Genomic DNA, 20260 nt, shown 5'->3' on the forward strand with positions numbered 1-20260 from the left:
AAGGCTCCTAAGTATATCCGGCAAGCCTCGCCCGCCGCCTGGGGATCCGGGTCGCGTACAGCTACCGAATTCCTCAGTCGTGGGGCTTTCCGGCGAGCATCGACGGCCGTTTCCGGTGTTCTGGGGGAAAGCGCTGTTAGCGTGTTCCCGTGATCGGAAATGAAACGCCGATCTGGCGGCTTCTCCGCTCGGCCGGAGGCGCGGACGACGATATTCGCGCCGCGATAGAAGAAATCGGCGAGGCGCCCGCCGCCGCGCTCATGGCGGACGAGGTGGCCTCGCGGTGCGAGCCCCCGCCCGGCGGCTCCTCCGGCATCCAGCCGTACCCCTCCGGCGGTTCCTCCGGCATACGACCGGACCCGCCCGGCGGATCCTTCGACATCCAGCTCGAACTGGCCGGCGCCGGGCGCTCGCATCCGTACGTGCTGAGCGTCTCGGCCTCCGGGGTCACCGCCTCCGCCGCCACGGCCGAGGACCCCGCCGCGCTGATCGTCTACGACCTCGTGGCGCTGGCGCGGGCGCTGTACGGCACGGGCGTGCACGGCGAGGCGCGGGTCGAGGTGAACTGGCCGCCCGCCGAGCGGCTCGGCGAGGCGATCGCCTCCATCCACGCGCTGGCGCGGGCGGTGGAGTCCGTGCTGACGGCGTGCCGGTCGGCGGAGACGAACCTCGACCGCCTGGCCACCCGGTTCGGCTCCGACAAGTACGGGACCATGCACTGGTACACCCCGCACTACGCGCGCTATTTCTCACCGCTGCGCGACGAGCTCGTGCGGGTGCTGGAGATCGGCGTCGGCGGCTACCACGACCCCGCCTCCGGTGGCGCGTCGCTGCGCATGTGGCAGCGGTACTTCCGGCGCGGCCTGGTCTTCGGGCTCGACCTGTTCCCCAAGACGGGCGTCCAGGGGCCCCGCATCCGCACCTTGGCGGGCGACCAGGGTGACCCCGCCGCGCTGCGCGCCCTGGCCGAGGAGCACGGCCCGTTCGACATCGTCATCGACGACGGCAGCCACATGAACGCCCACGTGCTGGTGGCCCTGCGCGAGCTGTTCCCCCACGTACGGCCCGGCGGGCTGTACGTCGTGGAGGACGTGCAGACCTCCTACTGGCCCATGTTCGGCGGCGGGCGCGACGTGCCGGGCACCACGGCCGAATTCGCCAAGACGGTCATCGACGGCCTGAACCACAGGGAGTTCGCCGACCCCGGACACGTGCCGTCGTATTTCGACGGCCACGTGGTGGCGGCGCATTTCCACCACAATCTGATGGTCCTCGAAAAAGGCGACAACCACGAGCAGGCCGCTCCGTCATGGATTCCCCGCCGCTGAACATGGAGAATGAATGTCACGCGTTCTCATTTGTTCCATAGGCCAGCTCGGCCACCTCAATCCGATGATCTCCCTGGCCCGGCACATCGCGGCGGCCGGGCACGAGGTGCGCGTCGCCACCGGGCCCGACATGGCACACCAGGTCGCGCACACAGGCTTCCGCCACCTCCCCATCGGGGACCCGGGCGAGCTGCGTCCCGAGGCGTTCACCGAGTCGCGCGGCCGGCGCCTGATCGCGGAGCTGACGCCCCGCTGGATCGAGGACCTGGAGCGCCACGTGGCGGCCTGGCGGCCCGACGTGGTCGTGCGCCAGTGGCTGGAGGGCGCCAGCCTCGTCGTGGCCGCCCGGCTCGGCATCCCGCAGGTGATCTGCGAGGTCTGCCTGCGCCTGCCGCCCGAGCACTCCGCCTACCACCCGGCCCTGCGGATCGCCCGCGACTACGGCGTGGACCCCCGGGCCCTCGACGGCGACCTGTGGCTCGCCTGCTACCCGCCACGCTTCGCCCGCCCCGGCACACCCCGCCTCCCGCACGAGCACCACATCAAGCCCCTCCTGTACGACCTCCTGCCGGAAGGCGACCCGTACGACCTGATGCCGGACCGCGAGCGCGCGGACCCTCCCGTGCCGCCGCCGGGCAGGCCGCTCGTCTACGCCACCCTCGGCACCATGTACAACAAGGCCACCTCGGTGTTCGGGGCGCTGGCCGAGGCGTTCGCCGGCCAGGACTACGACGTCCTGATGACCACAGGCCCCGACTGCGACCCGGAGTCCGTGCTGCCGGGCGGGCCCCCCGGCAACGTCCGCCTGGCCCGTTACGTGCCGCACTCGGTCGTCTTCCAGCGGTGCGACGTGGTCATCTCGCACGGCGGCTTCAACACGGTGATGTGCGCGCTGGCCGAGCGACTGCCGCTGGGGCTCATCCCGCTCGGCTCCGACCACGGGACCAACGCCCGGCGCTGCGCCGCCCTGGGCGTCGCGCTCGTCTACCCCCGCTGCGTCCAGGAGCCCTACCTGCATGTCGCGCCCGAGGACGTCGATCCTGCGCTCGTGCGCGAGATGACCGCGACCCTGCTGTCGGAGGGGTCCTACCGGGACGCCGCCCGCGCCGTGGGCGCGGAGATCGCCGCGCTCCCCGGCCTCGACCACGCGGTGCGGCTCATCGAGGACCTGCTGAAGGCGCGCTAGGCGTCGCCCTTGCGCCAGAACGCGGCGGAGTAGTCCACCCGCTCCAGCACGACCTCCTCGTCGATGCTCTTCAAATAGTCCCGCACCGCCTCGCGGCACTCCTCGATGGCGTGGTAGTCGTCCGCGATCACGAAGCCGCCCGGCACCACCTTCGGGTAGAGCAGCCGCAGCGCGTCGTAGGTCGAGCCGTACAGGTCCGCGTCGAGCCTGAGCAGCGCGAGCCGGTCGATCGGCGCCCGGGGCAGTGTGTGGGAGAACCACCCGGCCAGGAACCGGACCTGCTCGTCCAGCAGGCCGTACTTCGCGAACGTCTGCTGCACCTCGGCCAGCGTGGTGCCGGCCAGGAAGCGGGCGTAGGCGGTCGAGGCCGGGTCGTCCACCTGCTCGGTCAGCTCGCTCAGTATGCCGAGGAGGGGGGAGGGGTGCCCGGCCTCGTCCCCGGTGCGCGGGAAACCCTCGAAGGAGTCGGCCGCCCACACGTTCCGGTCGGTCACCGAGTACGCCTTCAGCGTGCCCCGCATGAACACGGCGGCGCCCCCGCGGGCGATGCCCGCCTCCATCAGGTCGCCCGGTATCCCCTCAGCCAGGATCCGCTCGATCAGCAGCTGAAGGTTGTCCAGCCGGGACATGCCGATCATCGTGTGCGCGAGGCTCGGCCAGTCCTTGCCCTCCAGCCTCGCCTGCAGGTCGAACACGTCACGCGCCTGCCACGGGGTGGCTATCGGCGGATCGGTGTAGATCAGGTTGAGCAGGCACCGCTTCAGCAGGTCGAGGTAGAGCGAGGTCCCGGTGCCGCCGGCCACCTGAGGGTCGTCATCCGTGGGCACGGTCGTCTCCCCGAAGCTCCAGGGGCAGCGAGAAGACCAGGCTCTCGCGTGCCGACTCGACCTCCTCGACCTCGCCGAAGCCCAGCTCGCCGAGCCGTCGCAGAACACCGGTCACCAGCTCCTCCGGCACCGAGGCCCCGCTGGTGACGCCCGCGGTGGTGACGCCCTCCAGCCAGGCGGGGTCGATCTCGGCCGCGTCGTCCACCAGGCGCGCCCCGCCCGCGCCGGCGTCCAGCGCCACCTCCACGAGCCTTCGCGAGTTGGAGGAGTTCGCCGAGCCCACCACGATGACGAAGTCGGAGCGGCCCGCGATCTCCTTGACCGCCGTCTGCCTGTTCTGGGTGGCATAACAGATGTCGTCGGAGGGAGGGCCGGTCAGCGCGGGGAACCGCTCGCGCAGCAGGCCGACGGTGGCCTCGGTCTCGTCGACCGAAAGCGTGGTCTGCGACAGCCAGGCCACCCGCTCGGGGTCGCGGACGGTCACGTCGCGCACCCCGGCGGGACCGTCCACCAGGTGGATGCGGTCGGGGGCCTCACCCGCGGTGCCCTCGACCTCCTCGTGCCCCTCGTGGCCGATCAGCAGGATGTCGTAGCCCTCCGCCGCGAACCGCCTGGCCTCCTTGTGCACCTTGGTCACCAGCGGGCAGGTCGCGTCGATCGCGCGCAGCCCGAGCCGCGCGGCCTCCTCGTGCACCCGCGGGGCGACACCGTGCGCGGAGAAGACCACCACGGCGCCGGCGGGCACCTCGTCGGTCTCCTCCACGAAGACGGCGCCCCTGCTCTCCAGGTCACGTACCACGAAGCCGTTGTGCACGATCTGCTTGCGCACGTACACGGGCGCGCCGTACCGCTCGATGGCCCGCTCGACGGTCTGCACCGCGCGGTCCACGCCGGCGCAGTAGCCGCGCGGGCGCGCCAGCAGGATCCGGCGCGGGCGCTCGGTGGCGTTGTGGTTCTCCATGCGGGAGGGGCCTCCTGCCCGGTCGGGGGGTTCAGCGTGGAAGGGCGGGTTCGGGGGCCTCGTCCTCTCCGGGTATGGGCAGGCCGCGCTCGGCCGCGATGCGCAGCGCCTCCTCCACCAGGGTCTCCACGATCCGCGACTCCGGTACGGTCGCGACGACCTGGCCCTTGACGAAGATCTGGCCCTTGCCGTTTCCCGAGGCCACGCCGAGGTCGGCCTCGCGCGCCTCCCCCGGGCCGTTCACCACGCAGCCCATGACCGCCACCCGAAGCGGCACGTCCAGGCCCGCGAGCGCCGCCTGGGCGCGCTCGGCCAGCGTGTACACGTCGACCTGGGCCCGGCCGCAGGAGGGGCAGGAGACGATCTCCAGGCCGCGCTCGCGCAGCCCGAGCGACTCCAGGATGGCCGTCCCCACCTTGACCTCCTCGACGGGAGGCGCTGACAGCGACACCCGGATCGTGTCGCCGATGCCCTCCGCCAGCAGGATGCCGAACGCCACCGCGGACTTGATGGTGCCGGGGAAGCGGGGGCCGGCCTCGGTCACGCCCAGGTGCAGCGGGTAGTCGCACCGCTCGGCCAGCCGCCGGTAGGCCTCGATCATCACGAGCGGGTCGTGGTGCTTGACCGAGATCTTGATGTCGCGGAAGCCGTGCTCCTCGAACAGCGAGCACTCCCACAGCGCCGACTCCACCAGCGCCTCGGCCGTCGGCCTGCCGTGCTTCTCCAGGAGCCGCTGGTCGAGCGAACCGGCGTTGACGCCGATCCGGATGGGCACCGCCGCCTCGCCGGCCGCCTTGGCGATCTCGGCCACCTTGTCGTCGAACCGCTTGATGTTCCCGGGGTTGACCCGTACGGCGGCGCAGCCCGCGTCGATGGCCGCGAAGACGTATCTGGGCTGGAAGTGGATGTCGGCGATCACCGGGATGCGCGACTTGCGGACGATCGTCGCCAGGGCGTCGGCGTCGTCCTGCGACGGCACCGCCACCCGGACGATCTGGCACCCGCTCGCGGTCAGCTCGGCGATCTGCTGGAGCGTGGAGTCGATGTCGGCGGTGACCGTCGTCGTCATCGACTGCACGCTCACGGGCGCGTCGCCGCCCACCGGCACCGTGCCCACCATGATCTGGCGGGACGCACGGCGCCGCTTGGGCAGGCGTGCGGGCAGCCCGGGCAGGCCCAGGTTGACCACCGTCCCGCCGGCGGTCGAAGTGCTGGTCATTGGCGTCTCCTGCCGTGGTTTCCGTCAGATGCCCCGCAGTGCCGGTCCTCGCGTGCCCGGTTCCCGCCCGTGCTCGCCGGCCGCGTCGCCGCCCTGATGCTCAGATCGACCGGACGTGGCCGATCAGGTCGCCGTCGCGTGCCGCCGTCCAGGCGACGAGCTCGGCGGCGATGGCCTCACCGGTGAGGCCGAAGTCAGCGAGCAGCTCCGGGCGCCTGGCGTGGCCCGCGAACCCCTGCGGGATGCCGAACGTCCGGACGGGCCGCTCCACGCCGTGATCGCGCAACAGCCTCGCCACGCCGTCGCCGATGCCTCCGACCCGGCAGTTGTCCTCGACCACCGCGGTGAACCGGTGGCGCGCGGCCAGCTCCGCCAGCGACTCGTCAAGCGGCGCGACCCAGCGCGGGTCGACCACGGTGACGGCGAGGCCGGCCTCGCCCAGCGCGTGCGCCGCCGCCACGCAGACGCCGGCCATCGCGCCGCAGGCCACGAGCAGGACGTCCTCGCCCTTGGCGTGGTGGAGCACGTCCAGCGTCCCCACGGTGCCCACGGCCGGGATGTCGTCCCCGACCGCGCCCTTGGGGAACCGTACGACGGTCGGTCCCTGGGCGTGCGCGACCGCCTGCCGCAGCAGCTCGCCCAGCCGGGATCCATCCCGGGGCGCGGCGATTCGCAGCCGCGGCACCATCTGCAGCAGCGAAAGGTCCCACATGCCGTTGTGGCTCGGCCCGTCGTCGCCGGTCACGCCGGCCCGGTCCAGGACGAAGGTCACCGGCAGGCCGTGCAGCGCCACGTCCATCAGCAACTGGTCGAAGGCGCGGTTCATGAACGTCGAGTAGATCGCCACCACCGGGTGGAACCCGGCGCTGGCGAGGCCCGCGGCCGAACCGACCGCGTGCTGCTCGGCGATGCCCACGTCGTAGGTCCGCTCGGGATAGCGCTCGGCGAACGCCGCGAGCCCCGAGGGATGCAGCATCGCCGCCGTGATCGCCACGATGTCCGGGCGCTCCCCGCCGAGGGCCAGCAGGGTGTCGGCGAACGTCCTGGTCCAGGTGGCGCCGGGACGGGGGAGCTGCACGCCGGTGCCGGGGTCGAACGGACCGGGGGAGTGCAGCCGCTCGACCGGGTCGGTCTCGGCCGGCGTGTAGCCGTACCCCTTGCTGGTGACGCAGTGGACCACCACCGGCGCCCTGAGGTCCTTGGCGTGCCGCAGCGCGTCCTCCACCGCCGGCTCGTCGTGCCCGTCGACGGGCCCGAGATAGGCGATGCCGAGCTCCTCGAAGATGTTCCCGCCTTCACCGGCCGGCTTGTCGCGCAGCTCGGCGAGCCGGCGGGCGAGCCCTCCGGCGGTGGGGCAGTACGAGCGGCCGTTGTCGTTGAGCACGATGACGACCGGCCGGTTCCGCGCCGCGCCGATGTTGTTCAGCGCCTCCCACGCCATCCCGCCGGTCAGCGCGCCGTCCCCCACGACCACCACGACGTGGCGGTCCTCCTCACCGCTCAGCGTGTGGGCCTTGGCGAAGCCGTCGGCGTACGACAGGGCGGTGGAGGCGTGGGAGTTCTCGATGATGTCGTGTACCGACTCCGACCGGTTGGGGTAGCCCGACAGCCCGTCGCGGGTCCGCAGCCGGGCGAAGCCCTCCCGCCGCCCGGTCAGCAGCTTGTGCACGTAGGTCTGGTGGCCGGTGTCGAACAGGATGCGGTCGGCCGGCGAGCGGAACACCCGGTGCACGGCGATGGTGAGCTCGACCGCTCCGAGGTTCGAGCCGAGGTGGCCTCCGGAGCGCGACACCGCGCTCACGAGGAACCCGCGGATCTCCGAGGCCAGGCGGTCCAGTTCCTCGGGGTCGAGTCCGCCCAGGTCACCCGGCGCGGTGATGCCCTCGAGCAGGCTCATGCCGTTCACCTCGTGTCTCCTTGTGATCGCGCGGCTGGTCTTCATCTCACCCGGCTGACGGTGCGCTCGACGAATCCGGCCAGATGGTCCCGGCTCCGGCTCGGGGGCAGCAGGGCCAGCGCGGCCCTGGCCCGCGCCGCGTACGTGCGGGCCATCGACGTGGAAAGGGTGATGGCGTCGGTGCGCCGCAGCACGCCGGCGACGGCGTCCAGCGCCTCGTCGATGCCCATCTCCCCGTGGAAGGCGGCGTCGAGCACGTCCCGTTCGCCGGTCCCGCCGTTCTGGTAGGCGAAGATGATGGGAAGTGTCAGCCTGCGGTTCTTGATGTCGCTGGTCGCGGGCTTGCCCGTCATCTCGGCGTCGGTGAGGTATCCCAGCAGGTCGTCCTGGATCTGGAAGGCGATGCCCAGGCTTTCGCCGTAGTCGCCGAGGGCGCGCACCCATTCTGGCGGGCCGCCGCCGAGGACGGCGCCGCACTGGCACGCGCCGCTGAACAGGGCCGCGGTCTTCATCCTGATCATCCGCAGGTACGCGTCGATGTCGCGGACCGACCTGCTGGTGATCTCGGCCTCCAGCGCCTGCCCGCGGCAGAGCTCGACGCCCGCGCGAGCCACGATCTCCATCGCGGTGACGATGCGGTCGTCCGGAACGCCACGGTCACGGCACTCGGACAGGCACACGAAGATCTGGAAGAGCAGCGCGTCACCGGCCACGATGGCGTTGTCCATGCCGAACTTGCGGTACACGGCCGGGCGGCCCCTGCGCATCGCGTCGCCGTCGATGATGTCGTCGTGGATGAGGCTCGCCACGTGCCCGCACTCGGTGCCCACGGCGGCCGGAAGCACGTCGGGGATCCGGCCTCCGACCGCCTCGGCGGACAGGAGCAGCAGGATCGGCCGGAAGAGCTTGGCCGGCGCGGTGAGCGCGTAGGCGCATATCTCGTCCAGCGAGTCGACTATTTCCTCGGGTGACTCCTGTGGGCTTTCACCGTACGTCCAGCGCCGTTTCACCTCATTTTCCAGAAGAAACAGGTGGGCCGGTGGAATTTCGCCGTCCGGCGATCCGCCCCGGGGGTCGGATCGAACGGCGGCACGACCATCGCTGCGTACGGTGACATCGCTGTTACCCATGGCGCCTTCCGTTTATGTCGTCGGCCATGCCGCAGCCCATGTTTCGGGGTGGCGAAGATCCGGTCAAGGGAGATGCCGTGGCCCGGCCCCACAGACTAGGGAAACTCCTAGGGCCTCATCTGCGCTTATCCCTAGGTTCCATTGGTCGGGGGGATGTGTCTGAGTAACTTCGGGTGCAGATTTCAGGGCCAAGGGGGGAAAGCGGCTTCTGCGCCGGCAATGGCCCCGAGCCGTCATTATCGAGCCCGAACGAGGCCACCTGCCATGGACATGGAAAAACGCATTCTCGTTGGTGTCGTACAGCAAGGCGTATGGGATATGGCGCTGGAGTCCATGCCCCTCGCCGCCGGTTATCTCAAGTCCACCGCACTCGCCGACGACCGGATCAGGCGGGAGGCCGACATCCGGATATTCAATTTCGGAGGCGGCACGTCGATCTCCGCGATGGCCACCGAGATCTTCAGCGAGCGGTGCCCGCAGATCTTCGCCTGCTCGGTGCTCGGCTGGAACTTCCGCGCCTTCGGGTCGCTCGCCGAGACGTACAAGCGGATGAACCCGGACGGATGGGTGGTGTTCGGCGGCACGCACGTCGCGCACCAGGCCGAGCGGGTCTTCCGGCTGTTCCCCGCCGTGGACGTCATCGTCAACGGCGAGGGGGAGCTGGTCTTCCGCGAGCTCATCAACGCCCACCTCGACGGGCGCGCGACGCACGACCTCGGCCACATCGAGGGCATCTCGTTCCGCGACACCGAGCAGGTCATCCACACCACGGCGCCCAGGGAGCGCATCGAGAACCTCGACGTCATCCCCTCGCCGATCCTGACGGGCGCGCTGGACATGGTGGACGCCGAGGGCCGGTTCCGCTACGACGTCGCGCTGATGGAGACCAACCGGGGATGTCCGTACAAGTGCTCCTTCTGCTTCTGGGGCGGGGCGGTCGGCCAGCGGGTCAAGGCGTTCTCCCGCGAGCGGCTGCGCGCCGAGCTGGAGGTGTTCGCCAAGCTCCAGGTCGAGACGATCGCCCTGTGCGACGCCAACTTCGGGATGCTCCCGATCGACGAGGAGTTCGTCGACGACCTCATCGAGATCCGCGACCGGTACGGCTACCCGCGCGCCCTGGAGAGCTCGTGGGCCAAGAACAAGTCCAAGGTCTTCTACTCCATCGTCCGCAAGATGAAGCAAGCCGGCCTGCGCAGCTCCTTCACGCTGTCGCTCCAGACGCTCAGCGATGATGCGCTGTCGCTGATGAATCGCCGGAACATGAAGGTGAACGACTGGGAGGACCTGGTCACCTGGCTGAACGCGGAAGGGCTCGAATGCTACGCCGAGCTCATCTGGGGCGCGCCGGGCGAGACCGTCGAGTCGTTCTACGAGGGGTACGACAGGCTGGCCGGCCGGATCGCGCGCATCGCCGTCTATCCGCTGCTCCTGCTGCCCAACACCGAGTACTACGACAAGCGGGACGAGCACGGCATCGTGGCCGTGCGCGGTGACACCGACGACTTCGAGTACTCGCTGGCCCACAACACCATCAGCTTCGCCGAGAACCTGCACATGCAGAAGTTCATGTTCTGGGCGCGGGTGATGGCCGAGTACACGGTGCTGCGCCACGCCTGGGCGCCCCTGCGCGTCCTCGGCGGGCTCAGCCAGTCGGGGGTGCTGCGCAACATCCAGCACTGGATGGAGGAGACCGACGACCCGGCCGCCGAACCACTGCGGGCCCTGCTGCTGCGGGCCGCCGCCGACCAGGACGCCTACGGGCCCGCGGTCGCCTACCTCCTGAGCGACGGGGAGGCCAAGCGCCTGCTGACGCGCTGGTGGAACGAGTCGATGCGCCCGGTGCTGCCCCCCGAGACGCTGCCGGTGCTCGACGACATCTTCCAGTACGACCTGCTGACCCACCCGATCCTGCGCCGCGACGACGTCTTCGACACGGTCGAGGCGCTTCCGATGGTGCGGGTCGGCACCGACGACTACTTCCTGCGCTCGGGCCTGAAGTTCGAGCACGATGTGCCGGCGATCCTGGACGCGTTGCGCACAGGGCAGACGCCGGACCTGTCACCCTCCCCGGTCACGCTGGACCTGTTCTACCGCACCGGTTTCGAGAACTTCCTCGGTACGACGAACCACGAGGAGATCATCTACTTCATGGGCATGAGCCGCCACCAGATCGAACCCGCCACACCCCCACCTCCCGTCGAGGCCGGGTCGGCGGCCACAGTGTGACCTCCACCGGCCGAAACGCCCTGGCCGGGCAACGGCGGGCGCGCTAGCGCGTGACGGCCGCGTCCGAGGTGGCGGACCCCTTCGCCGCCCAGCCGAGGCGGTAGGCGGTCCAGTCGGATTCCGTTGCCGCGAAGTCGACGTAGAGGGCGACGCCGAAGCGGGTGCGGGCCTTGGTGCCGAGGCCGAGGCGGACGCCCTTGACGGCGGCGCTCACGGTCTCGGCGGAGGCGTGGCGGGTCCAGTTGTCGTCGTGATAGGCGGGCAGTCCCATCAGCAGCCGGGTGCCCGGCGGGACGGCCGCGAGGGCGAGCTCGGTCTGCCTGCGGACGTAGCCGGTGTAGAGGGCCTCGGTCGGCTGGGCCGTGTCGTAGCTCATCACCGCCACCTGGTCGAGACGCCGGGCGACCTGGGTCAGGTAGCCCGGCGTCCACCACTTGGCCTCCCCGGGGAGGTGGAGCAGGCTCATGCCGGGCAGTGGTTCGACGTGGTGCGCCGACATCGACAGCACGCCCCGGCCGGGCGGTATGGCGGCGCGCGTGGCGTCGAGGAGGGTCAGGAGGCCCTGGTCGCCGTCGGGCACCGGCTCGAAGTTGTAGTGGATGCCGTCGAAGCCCGTGGCCAGCGCCTGCCCGGCCGACCGCACGATGTTGGCGCGCACCGTGGCGGAGGAGAGGTCCAGCTCGCCCGGCTCGACCCGTTGCCCGAGCCAGGCGTGTACGCGCAGGCCCGGCATGATGCTGTGAAGCGCGGCGACGGCCCAGGCGGCGCGCGGATACAGGGATGCGGGCAGGGTGCCGTCGTAGTCCAGCGGCCCGGTGTGCAGATACAGGTCGCTGATGCCGCTGCCCCGGAGCCGGGTGGCGAGCGCGGCCAGCTCGCGGTCGCCGTTGCGCCCGTCCACCCAGGCGTGCCCGAGCCACACCGCGTCCTGGCCGCGCGTGTACGAACGCGGCGCCGGAGTGCCGAGGCTCAGCAGGTACAGCGAGGCGCCGCTCGCCGTGAGGACCAGCACGGGAACGGACACCAGCACCATGACCGCCCGCCACAGCCGCGACCACCGTCCAGGCACTCCCGCCGCGACGCGTCCGGGATCCTCCGGCCCGGTCGTGCGCGGCTGGTCGTCGCGTCCCGGTTCCGCAGACCCGGTCGTGGGCGACCGGTCGTCGCGCTCCGGTTCCGCAGACCCCGGCTGGTCGTCGAGTCCCGGTTCGTCCGGCCCTGTCATCGGAGGCCCGTCGTCGTGGCGATCTTGGTGCTCAGCGTCTCGGTCCCCTCGACGTGACGGCCTCCGCGCGCGGGCCTTGGCGCTCGTACGGCCCTGCGTCCTGGCCGGGCGCGGCCCGCTCGCGATCAGTGATCCGGAACCACCCGAACCGCCAAGAAGAGTACCGCCCGTACCCGGTCCCCGAGCCCCGGCTGTCGAAGGTTCTCCCTTTCGGGGCCGGTCCGCTAGTTTGACGTTCCCCTACATGGAGGTGCCGCGTGAGCCGTTGGGCCGAGTTGACCGGTGGTGGTTCGGGGGCGGAGTACGCGTCCCGGTTCGCGAGGTTGGCGGGCTCGGGGGTGGACGTGCACGGCGAGGCGACGCTGTGCGCGTCGCTGGTAGCGGCCGGCGCGCGGGTGCTCGACGCGGGTTGTGGCACCGGGCGGGTGGCGATCCGCATGGCCGAGCTGGGATACGACTGTACGGGTGTGGACCTCGACGTCTCGATGCTCGCGGAGGCCCGGCGACGTGCACCCGAAATGAGCTGGATCGAGGCCGATCTGGCCACCCTCACAGGGCTGCGTGGCTTTGACCTGGTGGTCGCGGCGGGCAACGTCATCCCGTTGCTCGCCCCGGGCACGGAGCCCGCCGCCGTCCGGGCTCTGGCCGGGGCGCTGCGTAAGGGCGGCCTGCTGGTCGCGGGGTTCGGCCTCGACGCGGCGCACCTGCCGATCCCGCCGAGCGTGGAGCTGGCCGAGTACGACGGCTGGTGCGAGGCGTCCGGCCTGACCCTGGAACACCGCTTCGCCACCTGGGACGCCGCGCCGTACGAGGGCGGCGGCTACGCCGTCAGCGTGCACCGCCGCGCCCTCTGATCCCCCGACCGCCGAACACGTTCGTCCGCTTCTGCGATGAACCTCGTTGGGCGGGCTCGACGCCGGCCGCTAGGAGCGGACCCGCCGCCGCGCCGTACGGGCGCACGTACCCCGCGTACGTGCGCCCGTACGGCTTTTTGTGGGGTTTGCGGTCTTTGTGGCATCTCGTCATGTGAGACACGACTTGACTGCTATATTCCCTACCTGAAATATAGGTATTGTGCCGAAAGTGACCTTGACCGCCCGGCGCGTGATCGACTTCATGTACGTGGACAGCAGCCTCTGTCGGTGAACGTGGTCCGTCTCGCGCGTGGGTCGCGCTGGAGACGTCTCTCCTGATCTCCATCCCTTCTGGTCGCCCCTGGTCGCAGGGGTCTCTCGCCGTGCCCGGTGGCAGGACGCCGCCGGTCGCGACCGCCGCTACATCCCACTGTCTAAGGGGCTCGTCATCGTCATGTGGAATCGCCATCTCCTGGATCCCCGGCCTCGCCGCCGCGTGCGCGCCGCGGTCGTGGCCCTGGCCATCTCGCTCGCCGGCCTCGCCACCGCCTGCGGCACGCCTTCCGCGGCCGGTGAGGAATCCTCGTCCGGGGGGACGGGGGCGGTGCTCAAGCTCCAGGACCCCGGCAACGCGGGCCCCCTCGCCTACGCCAAGCGCGAGGGCATCCTCGAGAAGCGGCTCAAGGCGGTCGGCGCCTCGGTCGAGTGGGGCGGCTCCTACGCCTCGTTCACCGCCACCATCGACGCGGTCCACTCCGGTTCGGTGAACGTGCTGGCCGGGGCCATCTCGCCCGCCGTCGGCTACCTGGCGAACAGCCCGGACATCAAGATCTTCTCGGTGACCGACCCGATCACCGACCCGGCCGCCCCGCAGACCGACGGCCTGGTCGTGGCCCCCGACAGCCCGGTCAGGTCGGTCAAGGACCTGGTGGGCAAGCAGGTGGCCGTGAACAAGGGCGGCAAGGGCGAGTATCTGCTCCTGCTCGCCCTGGAGAAGGCCGGGGTCCCGGTCGACCGGGTCAAGCGGGTGTACCTCAACCCCGACCAGGGCGCGTCGGCGTTCGCGACCGGCAAGGTGGACGCCTGGTGGGCGATCGTCAAGGCCTACCCCGAAGTGGTCGCCAAGGGCGCGCGGGTGGTCGTGCACGGCCGCGACCTCGACGACAGGGACCTGACCATCGCCGCCGCGCGCGACGAGCTGCTCGACCGGCACCCCGAGGCGGTACGCGTCTACCTGGACGTGCTGCGGGAGCTGACCGCAGAGGCCAAGAAGGAGCCGGAGAAGTTCGAGAACGTCTTCCTCAAGCAGGGGCCGACGGCCGTCACCGGTCCTCGGCTGGAGCTGGACATCGCCACCGCGAAGTACGCGAACATCCCCCGCACCGTGACAAAGGAGGACGGCGCCAACATCCAGGAGGTCGCCGGCCTGTTCCAGAAGTACGGCGTGGTGTCGGGCTCCATCGACCCTGCGGACGTGCTCTTCGACCTCAACGCGGCCGGGTCCTCATCGCCCGCCGCGTCCGGGTGACCGCCATGACCCTGGAGAGAGTCCACCCGGCGGACCAGACGGCGACCCGTCCGGCCGTTGAGAGCGCCGGGCTGGAGGTTCCGAGGTACCTCGGTTCGCGCCGCCGCCCGGCGGCCCTGTCGGCGGGCGTGCGCATCGGCGTGCCGCTACTGCTGCTCCTCGCCTGGTGGTACGGGGCGGGCAGCGGGCGCATCCCCCCGGACGTGCTGGCCGGGCCCGCCTCGGTGCTCGCCGCCCTGCGCGAGCTGGCCGCGACCGGCCAGCTCGCCGAGTACCTGCTCGCCTCGGCGCAGCGGGCCGGGCTGGGCGTGCTGGCCGGCGGGGGGATCGGGCTGCTGCTCGGGGTCGCCGCCGGCATCTCGGCGCTCGGCGAGGAGCTGGTCGACCCGACGATGCAGATGATGCGCGCCGTGCCGTTCCTCGCGCTGGTGCCGCTCTTCATCTCGTGGTTCGGGGTCGGCGAGACGTTCAAGATCGTGCTGATCGCGGTGTCGGCGGCCATCCCGATGTACGCCTACACCTACCTCGGCGTGCGGAACGTCGACCGCAAGGTCGTCGAGGCGGCGCGCGGCTTCGGTCTGCGGGGCCACCGGCTCGCGCTCGGCGTCATCATCCCGAGCGCCCTGCCCAACATCCTGATGGCGCTGCGCATCTGCCTGTCGGTCTCGCTCACCGGCCTGATCGCGGCCGAGCAGGTCGGCGCCACCGAGGGCATCGGCTACCTGGTCACGCTGGCGCAGCAGTACTTCAGGCCCGACTACATGGTGCTCTGCATCCTCATCTACGCCGTCCTCGGGCTGGTCTTCGACGCCGTGATCCGGCTGGTGGAGCGGCTCGCCATGCCCTGGCGCGGGCATGTGGTCGCCCGATGAACCCGCACGACGAGATGAGCGAGCCGGCGCGCGACCTGGCCGTGCGCATCAGCGGGCTGAGCAAGGCCTTCGGCGCCAAGACCGTGCTCTCCGGCCTCGACCTTTCGATCCGCAGGGGCGAGTTCTTCGCCCTCCTCGGCCCGAGCGGCACGGGCAAGACCACCCTGCTGCGCATCCTGGCGGGCCTGGACCTCCCCGACGAAGGGACCGTGCTCGCCGCTCCCCGCCGTACGACCGTCTACCAGGAGCCCCGGCTGATCCCCGCCAGGAGGGTGCTCGCCAACGTCACCATCGGCCTCCCGTCCTCCGCCCGCGAGGCCGGGCGCCGGGCCCTGGCCGAGGTCGGGCTGGACGGGTACGGCGGGGCGTGGCCGGCGACCCTGTCCGGAGGCGAGGCGCAGCGCGTGGCCCTCGCCAGGGCACTGGTCCGCGATCCGGAGGTGCTGCTGCTCGACGAGCCGTTCGCCGCGCTGGACGCGCTGACCCGGCTCCAGATGCAGGAGCTGGTCGCCGAGCTGTGCGCGCGGCACCGCCCGGCCGTCGTCCTGGTCACCCACGACGTGGACGAGGCCGTCCGGCTGGCGGACCGGGTCGTGGTGCTGCGGGAGGGGGCGCTGGCGGTCGACAGGACGATCGACCTGCCCCATCCCCGGGACCGCGACAGCCCGCCTTTCGCCGAGTACCGCCGCCTGTTCCTGAACCACCTCGGCGTCGTCACCGCCTCGCACTAGACGTATCGCCAACGAGCCGATGAGGAGACACATGTCATCCATAGACAAGATCTGGTACACCCGCTGCCCCGTGCCCACCGCCAGCGGCCTGGCCCACAACCAGGGCTGGCTGGCCGAGGAGTTCCAGGCGGCCGGCCTCGCGGTCGGCATCCTCCAGGACGCGGGACCTGAGCTGGCCCAGCACCATTTCGACCACCAGCTGCTCGGGCTGTTCCGGGAGGGCGGCAACGTTCCCGCGCTCGCCGCGCGGTCGGCGGGCGCCCCGACCCGGCTGATCGGCCTGACCTGGATCGAGGAGTGGCAGTCCATCCTGGTCAGGGCGGACTCCGGCATCACCGGGGCGGCCGGCCTCGCCGGTGCCAGGGTGGCGCTCCCCGCGTGGGCTGAGACCAGGGCCAAGAGCTTCCCCAGGGCCATGGCCCTGCACGGGACCAAGGGCGCGCTGGCGCAGGGCGGGCTGACCCTCGACGACGTCACGTTCGTGGAGGTGGCCGCCCCGACCAGGCCGTCGGTCGGCCGGGGCGCGGGCCGGGACACAGACGGCCGCGCGTTCTCCTGGCCCGGCATCGCCGAGCTCGCCCGCGGCGAGGTGGACGCGGTGTACGCCAAGGGGGCGCGGGCCGCGGAGCAGGCCAAGGAGACAGGCGCCGTGGTGGCCGTCGACCTGGACGCGCACCCCGACCGCCGTACGCGGGTCAACAACGGCACCCCGAGGCCGATCACCGTGCACGAGCGGCTGCTGGACGAGCACCCCGACCTGGTGGTGGGGTTCCTGGCCCAGACCCTGCGCGCCGCGGACTGGGCGGAGGGCAACCTCGATCGGGTACGCGAGATCCTGGCCGGCGAGACGCGGTCCGGGGCGGAGGCCGTGGAGACCGCCTACCGGGGCGACTTCCACCGCTCGCTCCACCCCGACCTGTCGCGGGAACGGCTGGACCTGCTGCGCGTCCAGAAGGACTTCCTGCTGGTGCACGGCTTCCTCGACGCCGACGTGGACCTCGACGCGTGGGTGGCGCCCGAGCCCCTCGAACTGGCCCGCGGGCGCCTCGCCGCACAGCCCGCGGGGGTGGGTGCGTGATGGGCGGGCACCCGGACTTCCTGATCACCGTGCCGACCCGGGGTGACGGGCGCGACCCCGGGCGCGGGGACCGGGGCGACTGGCGGCCCGGCGCGCGGCGCCCGCCGCCCTCACTCGTCACCGATCCGCGGCCCGGCGCCTTCGGGCCGTTCGACCACCTCGCGCAGATCGGCAGGGCCGCGGAGATCGCCGCCCTCGGCGGCGCGCTGGTGCCGTTCGACCCGGCCGGCGAGGAGTCGCTGGTGGTCGCGGCCGGGCTGCTCCGGCAGAGCCGTCACCTGCGCGTCGTGGCCGGGTTCCATCCCGGCGTGGCCACGCCGGTGTACGCGGCCAAGTTCTCCGCCTCGCTCCAGCGGTTCACCGGCGACCGGCTCGGCTGGCAGCTCGACGTCGACCTGGAACCGGCCGTCGCGCGCTCGCAGGGCGACCACCTGCGAGGCGCCGACCGCCACGCGAGGGCCGACGAGTTCCTCACCGTGGCGAGGGGCGTGTGGCACGAGGAGGGCTACACCTACGAGGGCCGCTTCTACCAGGTGCTCGCGGGCGGCTTCCAGCCGCCGAACTCGGGCCTGCCCTTCCCACGCGTCCACCTGACCGGCACCTCGCCGGAGGCGCTGGCGCTCTCGGCCCGCCACGCCGACGTCCACCTGTTCACCCCGGACCAGGACGTCCAGGCGGGCATCGAAGCGCTGGCCGCGCTCGCGGAGGGGGAGGGACGCCGCGTCGGGTACGGCCTGCGGATTCCCGTCCTCGCGCGGGATGACGACGACGAGGCCTGGGACGAGGCCCGGCGGCTCTGGGTGCTCACCGGGGGCGAGGAGGCGGGCCTGCCGGACCCCGACCCGCGCACCCGCCTGTGGCCCGGTTTCGCCCGGATCGGCGGTGACGGTTCCGGCTGGTCCGGTCTGGTCGGCTCGTACGAGACCGTCGCGGCCGGGATCCGCGGCTACCTCGGCCAGGGCGTCACCACCTTCATCCTGGAAGCGCGGCCCGCCATCGAGGAGACCTACCGGCTGGGCGAGCGGCTGCTGCCGCTGTTCGCGAAGGAGATCGAGCATGCCCATTGACATTTACTGGCGTATCGGGACCCACGGCGACCAGCAGTCGCTGCGCCGCCGGGTGACCAGCCGGGGGGAGTGGGCGCCGGTCGTGCCGGGCAGCCTGACCCCCGGCGTGCGGGACGGCCGCCGCGACGGGTACTCCTACGTGGACCACATGGCCGACGTGGCGAGGGCGTCGGAGATCTCGGGGTTCGTCGGCGGCCTGCTGCCGTCGTTCCCCTTCACCGACGACCCGTGGGCCACGGCCGCCGCGCTGGCCCGCGAGACCACGACCTACCGGTTCATGATCGCCTACCAGCCGGGCTTCCTGCACCCGGTGCAGGCGGCGCGGATGTCGGCGAGCCTCCAGCGGGCGACCGGCGGGCGTGTCGTGTACAACATCATCTCCGGCGGGGGCGGCCCGGCCCAGCTCTGGTGGGGCGACAAGGTCGACCACGACGACCGCTACGCCCGCACCTCGGAGTTCCTCGACGTGCTCAAGGGCGTGTGGAACGGTGGCCCGTTCGACTACCAGGGCCGGTTCTACCAGGTCGAGGGGGCGGGCCTGCCCGAGCCGCTCGCGCGGCAGCCCTTCCCCGAGATCTACTTCTCCGGCTCGTCCAAGGCCGCGATCGAGGCGGCCGGGCGGCACGCCGACTACTACCTGTCGTGGCTGGAGCCCTTCCCCGAACTGGCGGCCAAGTTCGCCCAGGTGCGCGAGCACAGCACGGCGATCGGGCGCTCGCCGAAGTTCGCCGTGCGCATCGACGTGCTGGCCCGCGAGACCGAGGAGGCGGCCTGGGACGAGATCCGGCGCGGCTGGGAGCACGTCGACCCGACGGCGCTCCGCGGCCCCGACGGCGACTCCGTCGGGTGGCTGCGCAGCCAGTCGTTCGTCTCCTGGCCGGTACGCGAACCCCGGGAGCTGGAGGTGTCGCCCAACGTCTGGGGCGGCTTCCACCTGCTCCGCGGCGGCCCCGCGTTCGGGCTGGTGGGCAGCTACCAGCAGGTCGCCCAGCGGCTCGACGAGCTGATCGGCATCGGCGTCGACGCCTTCATCCTCGCCGGCGTGCCTCACCTGGAGGAGGCGTACCGGGTCGGCGAGGAGGTGCTTCCGCTGCTACGCGGCCACGACATCCGCCACAACTCCCCGCTTTCCACTTCGAAAGGATCCATCTGATGAGCGTTCGCGTCGGATACTTCCCCAACAACAACTCGCTGTGGGTGCTGCGCCACCGCGGCACCCTGGAGCGTTCCCTTCCCGGCGTGGAATGGGTCGACCTGCGCAGCCTGCCCGCCGGGGACCGTCCCGCCCCCACCGACGGGCTGCCCTCCGCGCACGGTGACCACCTGTTCGACGGGGGCTACGACTTCATCGGCACCGGCTCCACGCCCCCGGTCACCGCCCAGGGCAAGGGCCTCGACATCGTGTACGTGGCGGTCTCCGGCTCGCGGCACGAGAACGGGCGGCTCGTCGTCCACGAGGACTCGCCCATCACCTCCCTCGCGGACCTCGCGGGCAGGCGGGTCGCGCTCGGGCACGGCTCCTGGCAGACCACCCTGCTGCTGTTCGCCCTCGACCGGGCCGGGCTGACCTGGAAGGACATCGAGCCGGTGGACGCCTACGGGGACGCCGCCCAGCTGTTCCTCGACCGGGAGGTCGACGCCTGGGTGGGCTCGTACCCCGCGCTCACCAGGGTCGAGCGGGAGGCCTCCGTCAGGGAGCTCGTCCAGACGGACGGGCTGTTCAGCCACCGCTCGCTGTGGTTCACCCGCCGCGACTTCGCCGAGGGACGTCCGGAGGAGCTCGCCGCCATCGTGGCGGCCCTGCAGGAGTCCGACGCCTGGATCCGGCAGAACCCCCGGGCCGCGGCCGAGCTGTTCGCGGCCGAGGACGGCGGGGACGTGGACGCCTGGGAGCACGCCCTGCGCACGCGCCCGTTCGGGCTGCACCCCGTCAGCGAGGACTTCGTCGCCGAGCAGCAGCGCGCGGCCGACCTCTTCCACGCCAGCGGCCTGATCGACCGGAAGATCAGCGTGGCCGAGGCCGTCCTCCCGGAGATCGGCCGCCTGGTCGAGTCCACCAGGGCCTGACGAGTTCCCGGTATCCTGTGACGCCGTAGCGGTCCATGATCGTAACGGTGACCGCGCGACGGGC

At 71.6% G+C, this 20260-nt stretch carries 17 protein-coding genes; 11 read left to right on the top strand and 6 right to left on the bottom strand.

Features of this window, described 5'->3' with window-relative positions; genetic code table 11:
• Positions 1-149: 149 nt before the first annotated feature.
• Both AB0O34_RS18105 and AB0O34_RS18110 read left to right on the top strand, forming a co-directional pair.
• Complete coding sequence (locus tag AB0O34_RS18105) at positions 150-1328, top strand: class I SAM-dependent methyltransferase (protein WP_363916566.1); 1179 nt, start codon at positions 150-152, stop codon at positions 1326-1328.
• 13 nt (positions 1329-1341) lie between these two features.
• Entirely contained in the window at positions 1342-2514 is a 1173-nt protein-coding gene (locus AB0O34_RS18110) for a nucleotide disphospho-sugar-binding domain-containing protein (protein WP_363916568.1), read from the top strand.
• Here the strand turns inward: AB0O34_RS18110 and AB0O34_RS18115 are convergent.
• The 5 genes from AB0O34_RS18115 to AB0O34_RS18135 all read right to left on the bottom strand — a co-directional run bounded on the left by AB0O34_RS18115 (position 2511) and on the right by AB0O34_RS18135 (position 8428).
• The gene (locus AB0O34_RS18115) at positions 2511-3341 is read right to left on the bottom strand and encodes a TylF/MycF/NovP-related O-methyltransferase (RefSeq protein WP_363916570.1); all 831 of its coding nucleotides are present in this window, start codon (positions 3339-3341) and stop codon (positions 2511-2513) included. The two genes, AB0O34_RS18110 and AB0O34_RS18115, sit on opposite strands and share 4 nt — an antisense overlap.
• Positions 3328-4302 carry a 4-hydroxy-3-methylbut-2-enyl diphosphate reductase gene (locus AB0O34_RS18120; RefSeq protein WP_363916572.1) on the bottom strand — a complete coding sequence of 325 codons (975 nt, stop codon included), beginning with the start codon at positions 4300-4302 and terminating at the stop codon, positions 3328-3330. The genes AB0O34_RS18115 and AB0O34_RS18120 overlap by 14 nt, the downstream gene beginning before the upstream one ends.
• A gap of 31 nt (positions 4303-4333) precedes the next feature.
• A complete protein-coding gene (gene ispG / locus AB0O34_RS18125; protein ID WP_363916574.1) occupies positions 4334-5521 on the bottom strand; it encodes a flavodoxin-dependent (E)-4-hydroxy-3-methylbut-2-enyl-diphosphate synthase in 1188 nt (395 codons plus the stop codon).
• Between the two features lie 100 nt (positions 5522-5621).
• A complete protein-coding gene (locus AB0O34_RS18130) occupies positions 5622-7418 on the bottom strand; it encodes a 1-deoxy-D-xylulose-5-phosphate synthase (protein ID WP_363916576.1) in 1797 nt (598 codons plus the stop codon).
• A gap of 41 nt (positions 7419-7459) precedes the next feature.
• The gene (locus AB0O34_RS18135; protein WP_363916578.1) at positions 7460-8428 is read right to left on the bottom strand and encodes a polyprenyl synthetase family protein; all 969 of its coding nucleotides are present in this window, start codon (positions 8426-8428) and stop codon (positions 7460-7462) included.
• A 390-nt stretch (positions 8429-8818) separates the two neighbouring features.
• On the opposite strand from AB0O34_RS18135, the gene AB0O34_RS18140 reads away from it, so the two are divergent.
• A complete protein-coding gene (locus tag AB0O34_RS18140; RefSeq protein WP_363916601.1) occupies positions 8819-10774 on the top strand; it encodes a KedN5 family methylcobalamin-dependent radical SAM C-methyltransferase in 1956 nt (651 codons plus the stop codon).
• Between the two features lie 43 nt (positions 10775-10817).
• Here the strand turns inward: AB0O34_RS18140 and AB0O34_RS18145 are convergent, their stop codons facing one another.
• Positions 10818-11999, bottom strand: a complete 1182-nt coding sequence (locus tag AB0O34_RS18145) for a hypothetical protein (protein WP_363916580.1) — start codon at positions 11997-11999, stop codon at positions 10818-10820.
• Positions 12000-12256: 257 nt separating this feature from the next.
• Here AB0O34_RS18145 and AB0O34_RS18150 point away from each other — a divergent pair, with 257 nt between their 5' ends.
• The 8 genes from AB0O34_RS18150 (at position 12257) to AB0O34_RS18185 (ending at position 20196) form a co-directional block, all read left to right on the top strand.
• Positions 12257-12853, top strand: a complete 597-nt coding sequence (locus AB0O34_RS18150; protein WP_363916582.1) for a class I SAM-dependent methyltransferase — start codon at positions 12257-12259, stop codon at positions 12851-12853.
• A 454-nt stretch (positions 12854-13307) separates the two neighbouring features.
• Positions 13308-14381 carry an NrtA/SsuA/CpmA family ABC transporter substrate-binding protein gene (locus tag AB0O34_RS18155; RefSeq protein WP_363916584.1) on the top strand — a complete coding sequence of 358 codons (1074 nt, stop codon included), beginning with the start codon at positions 13308-13310 and terminating at the stop codon, positions 14379-14381.
• Between the two features lie 5 nt (positions 14382-14386).
• Complete coding sequence (locus AB0O34_RS18160; protein WP_363916586.1) at positions 14387-15253, top strand: ABC transporter permease; 867 nt, start codon at positions 14387-14389, stop codon at positions 15251-15253.
• Entirely contained in the window at positions 15250-15984 is a 735-nt protein-coding gene (locus AB0O34_RS18165) for an ABC transporter ATP-binding protein (protein ID WP_363916588.1), read from the top strand. The genes AB0O34_RS18160 and AB0O34_RS18165 overlap by 4 nt, the downstream gene beginning before the upstream one ends.
• 31 nt (positions 15985-16015) lie before the next feature.
• The gene (locus AB0O34_RS18170; RefSeq protein ID WP_363916590.1) at positions 16016-17062 is read left to right on the top strand and encodes an ABC transporter substrate-binding protein; all 1047 of its coding nucleotides are present in this window, start codon (positions 16016-16018) and stop codon (positions 17060-17062) included.
• Positions 17062-18129, top strand: coding sequence for an LLM class flavin-dependent oxidoreductase (locus AB0O34_RS18175; protein ID WP_363916592.1), 1068 nt, complete (start codon positions 17062-17064; stop codon positions 18127-18129). Before AB0O34_RS18170 ends, AB0O34_RS18175 begins: the two co-directional genes overlap by 1 nt.
• Entirely contained in the window at positions 18119-19282 is a 1164-nt protein-coding gene (locus AB0O34_RS18180) for an LLM class flavin-dependent oxidoreductase (RefSeq protein ID WP_363916594.1), read from the top strand. Before AB0O34_RS18175 ends, AB0O34_RS18180 begins: the two co-directional genes overlap by 11 nt.
• Complete coding sequence (locus AB0O34_RS18185; RefSeq protein WP_363916596.1) at positions 19282-20196, top strand: ABC transporter substrate-binding protein; 915 nt, start codon at positions 19282-19284, stop codon at positions 20194-20196. Before AB0O34_RS18180 ends, AB0O34_RS18185 begins: the two co-directional genes overlap by 1 nt.
• The last annotated feature ends 64 nt before the right edge of the window (positions 20197-20260 follow it).

Origin of the sequence: Sphaerisporangium sp. NPDC088356, assembly GCF_040685555.1 — a bacterium.
GTDB lineage: Bacteria > Actinomycetota > Actinomycetes > Streptosporangiales > Streptosporangiaceae > Sphaerisporangium.

What these genes read in the sequence shown, in the direction of transcription:
- AB0O34_RS18110 (WP_363916568.1), top strand. Translation starts at nt 1,342, where the DNA reads ATGTCACGCGTTCTCATTTGTTCCATAGGCCAGCTCGGCCACCTCAAT.
- AB0O34_RS18120 (WP_363916572.1), bottom strand. Translation starts at nt 4,302, where the DNA reads ATGGAGAACCACAACGCCACCGAGCGCCCGCGCCGGATCCTGCTGGCG.
- ispG (WP_363916574.1), bottom strand. Translation starts at nt 5,521, where the DNA reads ATGACCAGCACTTCGACCGCCGGCGGGACGGTGGTCAACCTGGGCCTG.
- AB0O34_RS18130 (WP_363916576.1), bottom strand. Translation starts at nt 7,418, where the DNA reads ATGAGCCTGCTCGAGGGCATCACCGCGCCGGGTGACCTGGGCGGACTC.
- AB0O34_RS18140 (WP_363916601.1), top strand. Translation starts at nt 8,819, where the DNA reads ATGGAAAAACGCATTCTCGTTGGTGTCGTACAGCAAGGCGTATGGGAT.
- AB0O34_RS18145 (WP_363916580.1), bottom strand. Translation starts at nt 11,999, where the DNA reads ATGACAGGGCCGGACGAACCGGGACTCGACGACCAGCCGGGGTCTGCG.
- AB0O34_RS18155 (WP_363916584.1), top strand. Translation starts at nt 13,308, where the DNA reads ATGTGGAATCGCCATCTCCTGGATCCCCGGCCTCGCCGCCGCGTGCGC.
- AB0O34_RS18160 (WP_363916586.1), top strand. Translation starts at nt 14,387, where the DNA reads ATGACCCTGGAGAGAGTCCACCCGGCGGACCAGACGGCGACCCGTCCG.
- AB0O34_RS18165 (WP_363916588.1), top strand. Translation starts at nt 15,250, where the DNA reads ATGAACCCGCACGACGAGATGAGCGAGCCGGCGCGCGACCTGGCCGTG.
- AB0O34_RS18170 (WP_363916590.1), top strand. Translation starts at nt 16,016, where the DNA reads ATGTCATCCATAGACAAGATCTGGTACACCCGCTGCCCCGTGCCCACC.
- AB0O34_RS18175 (WP_363916592.1), top strand. Translation starts at nt 17,062, where the DNA reads ATGGGCGGGCACCCGGACTTCCTGATCACCGTGCCGACCCGGGGTGAC.
- AB0O34_RS18180 (WP_363916594.1), top strand. Translation starts at nt 18,119, where the DNA reads ATGCCCATTGACATTTACTGGCGTATCGGGACCCACGGCGACCAGCAG.
- AB0O34_RS18185 (WP_363916596.1), top strand. Translation starts at nt 19,282, where the DNA reads ATGAGCGTTCGCGTCGGATACTTCCCCAACAACAACTCGCTGTGGGTG.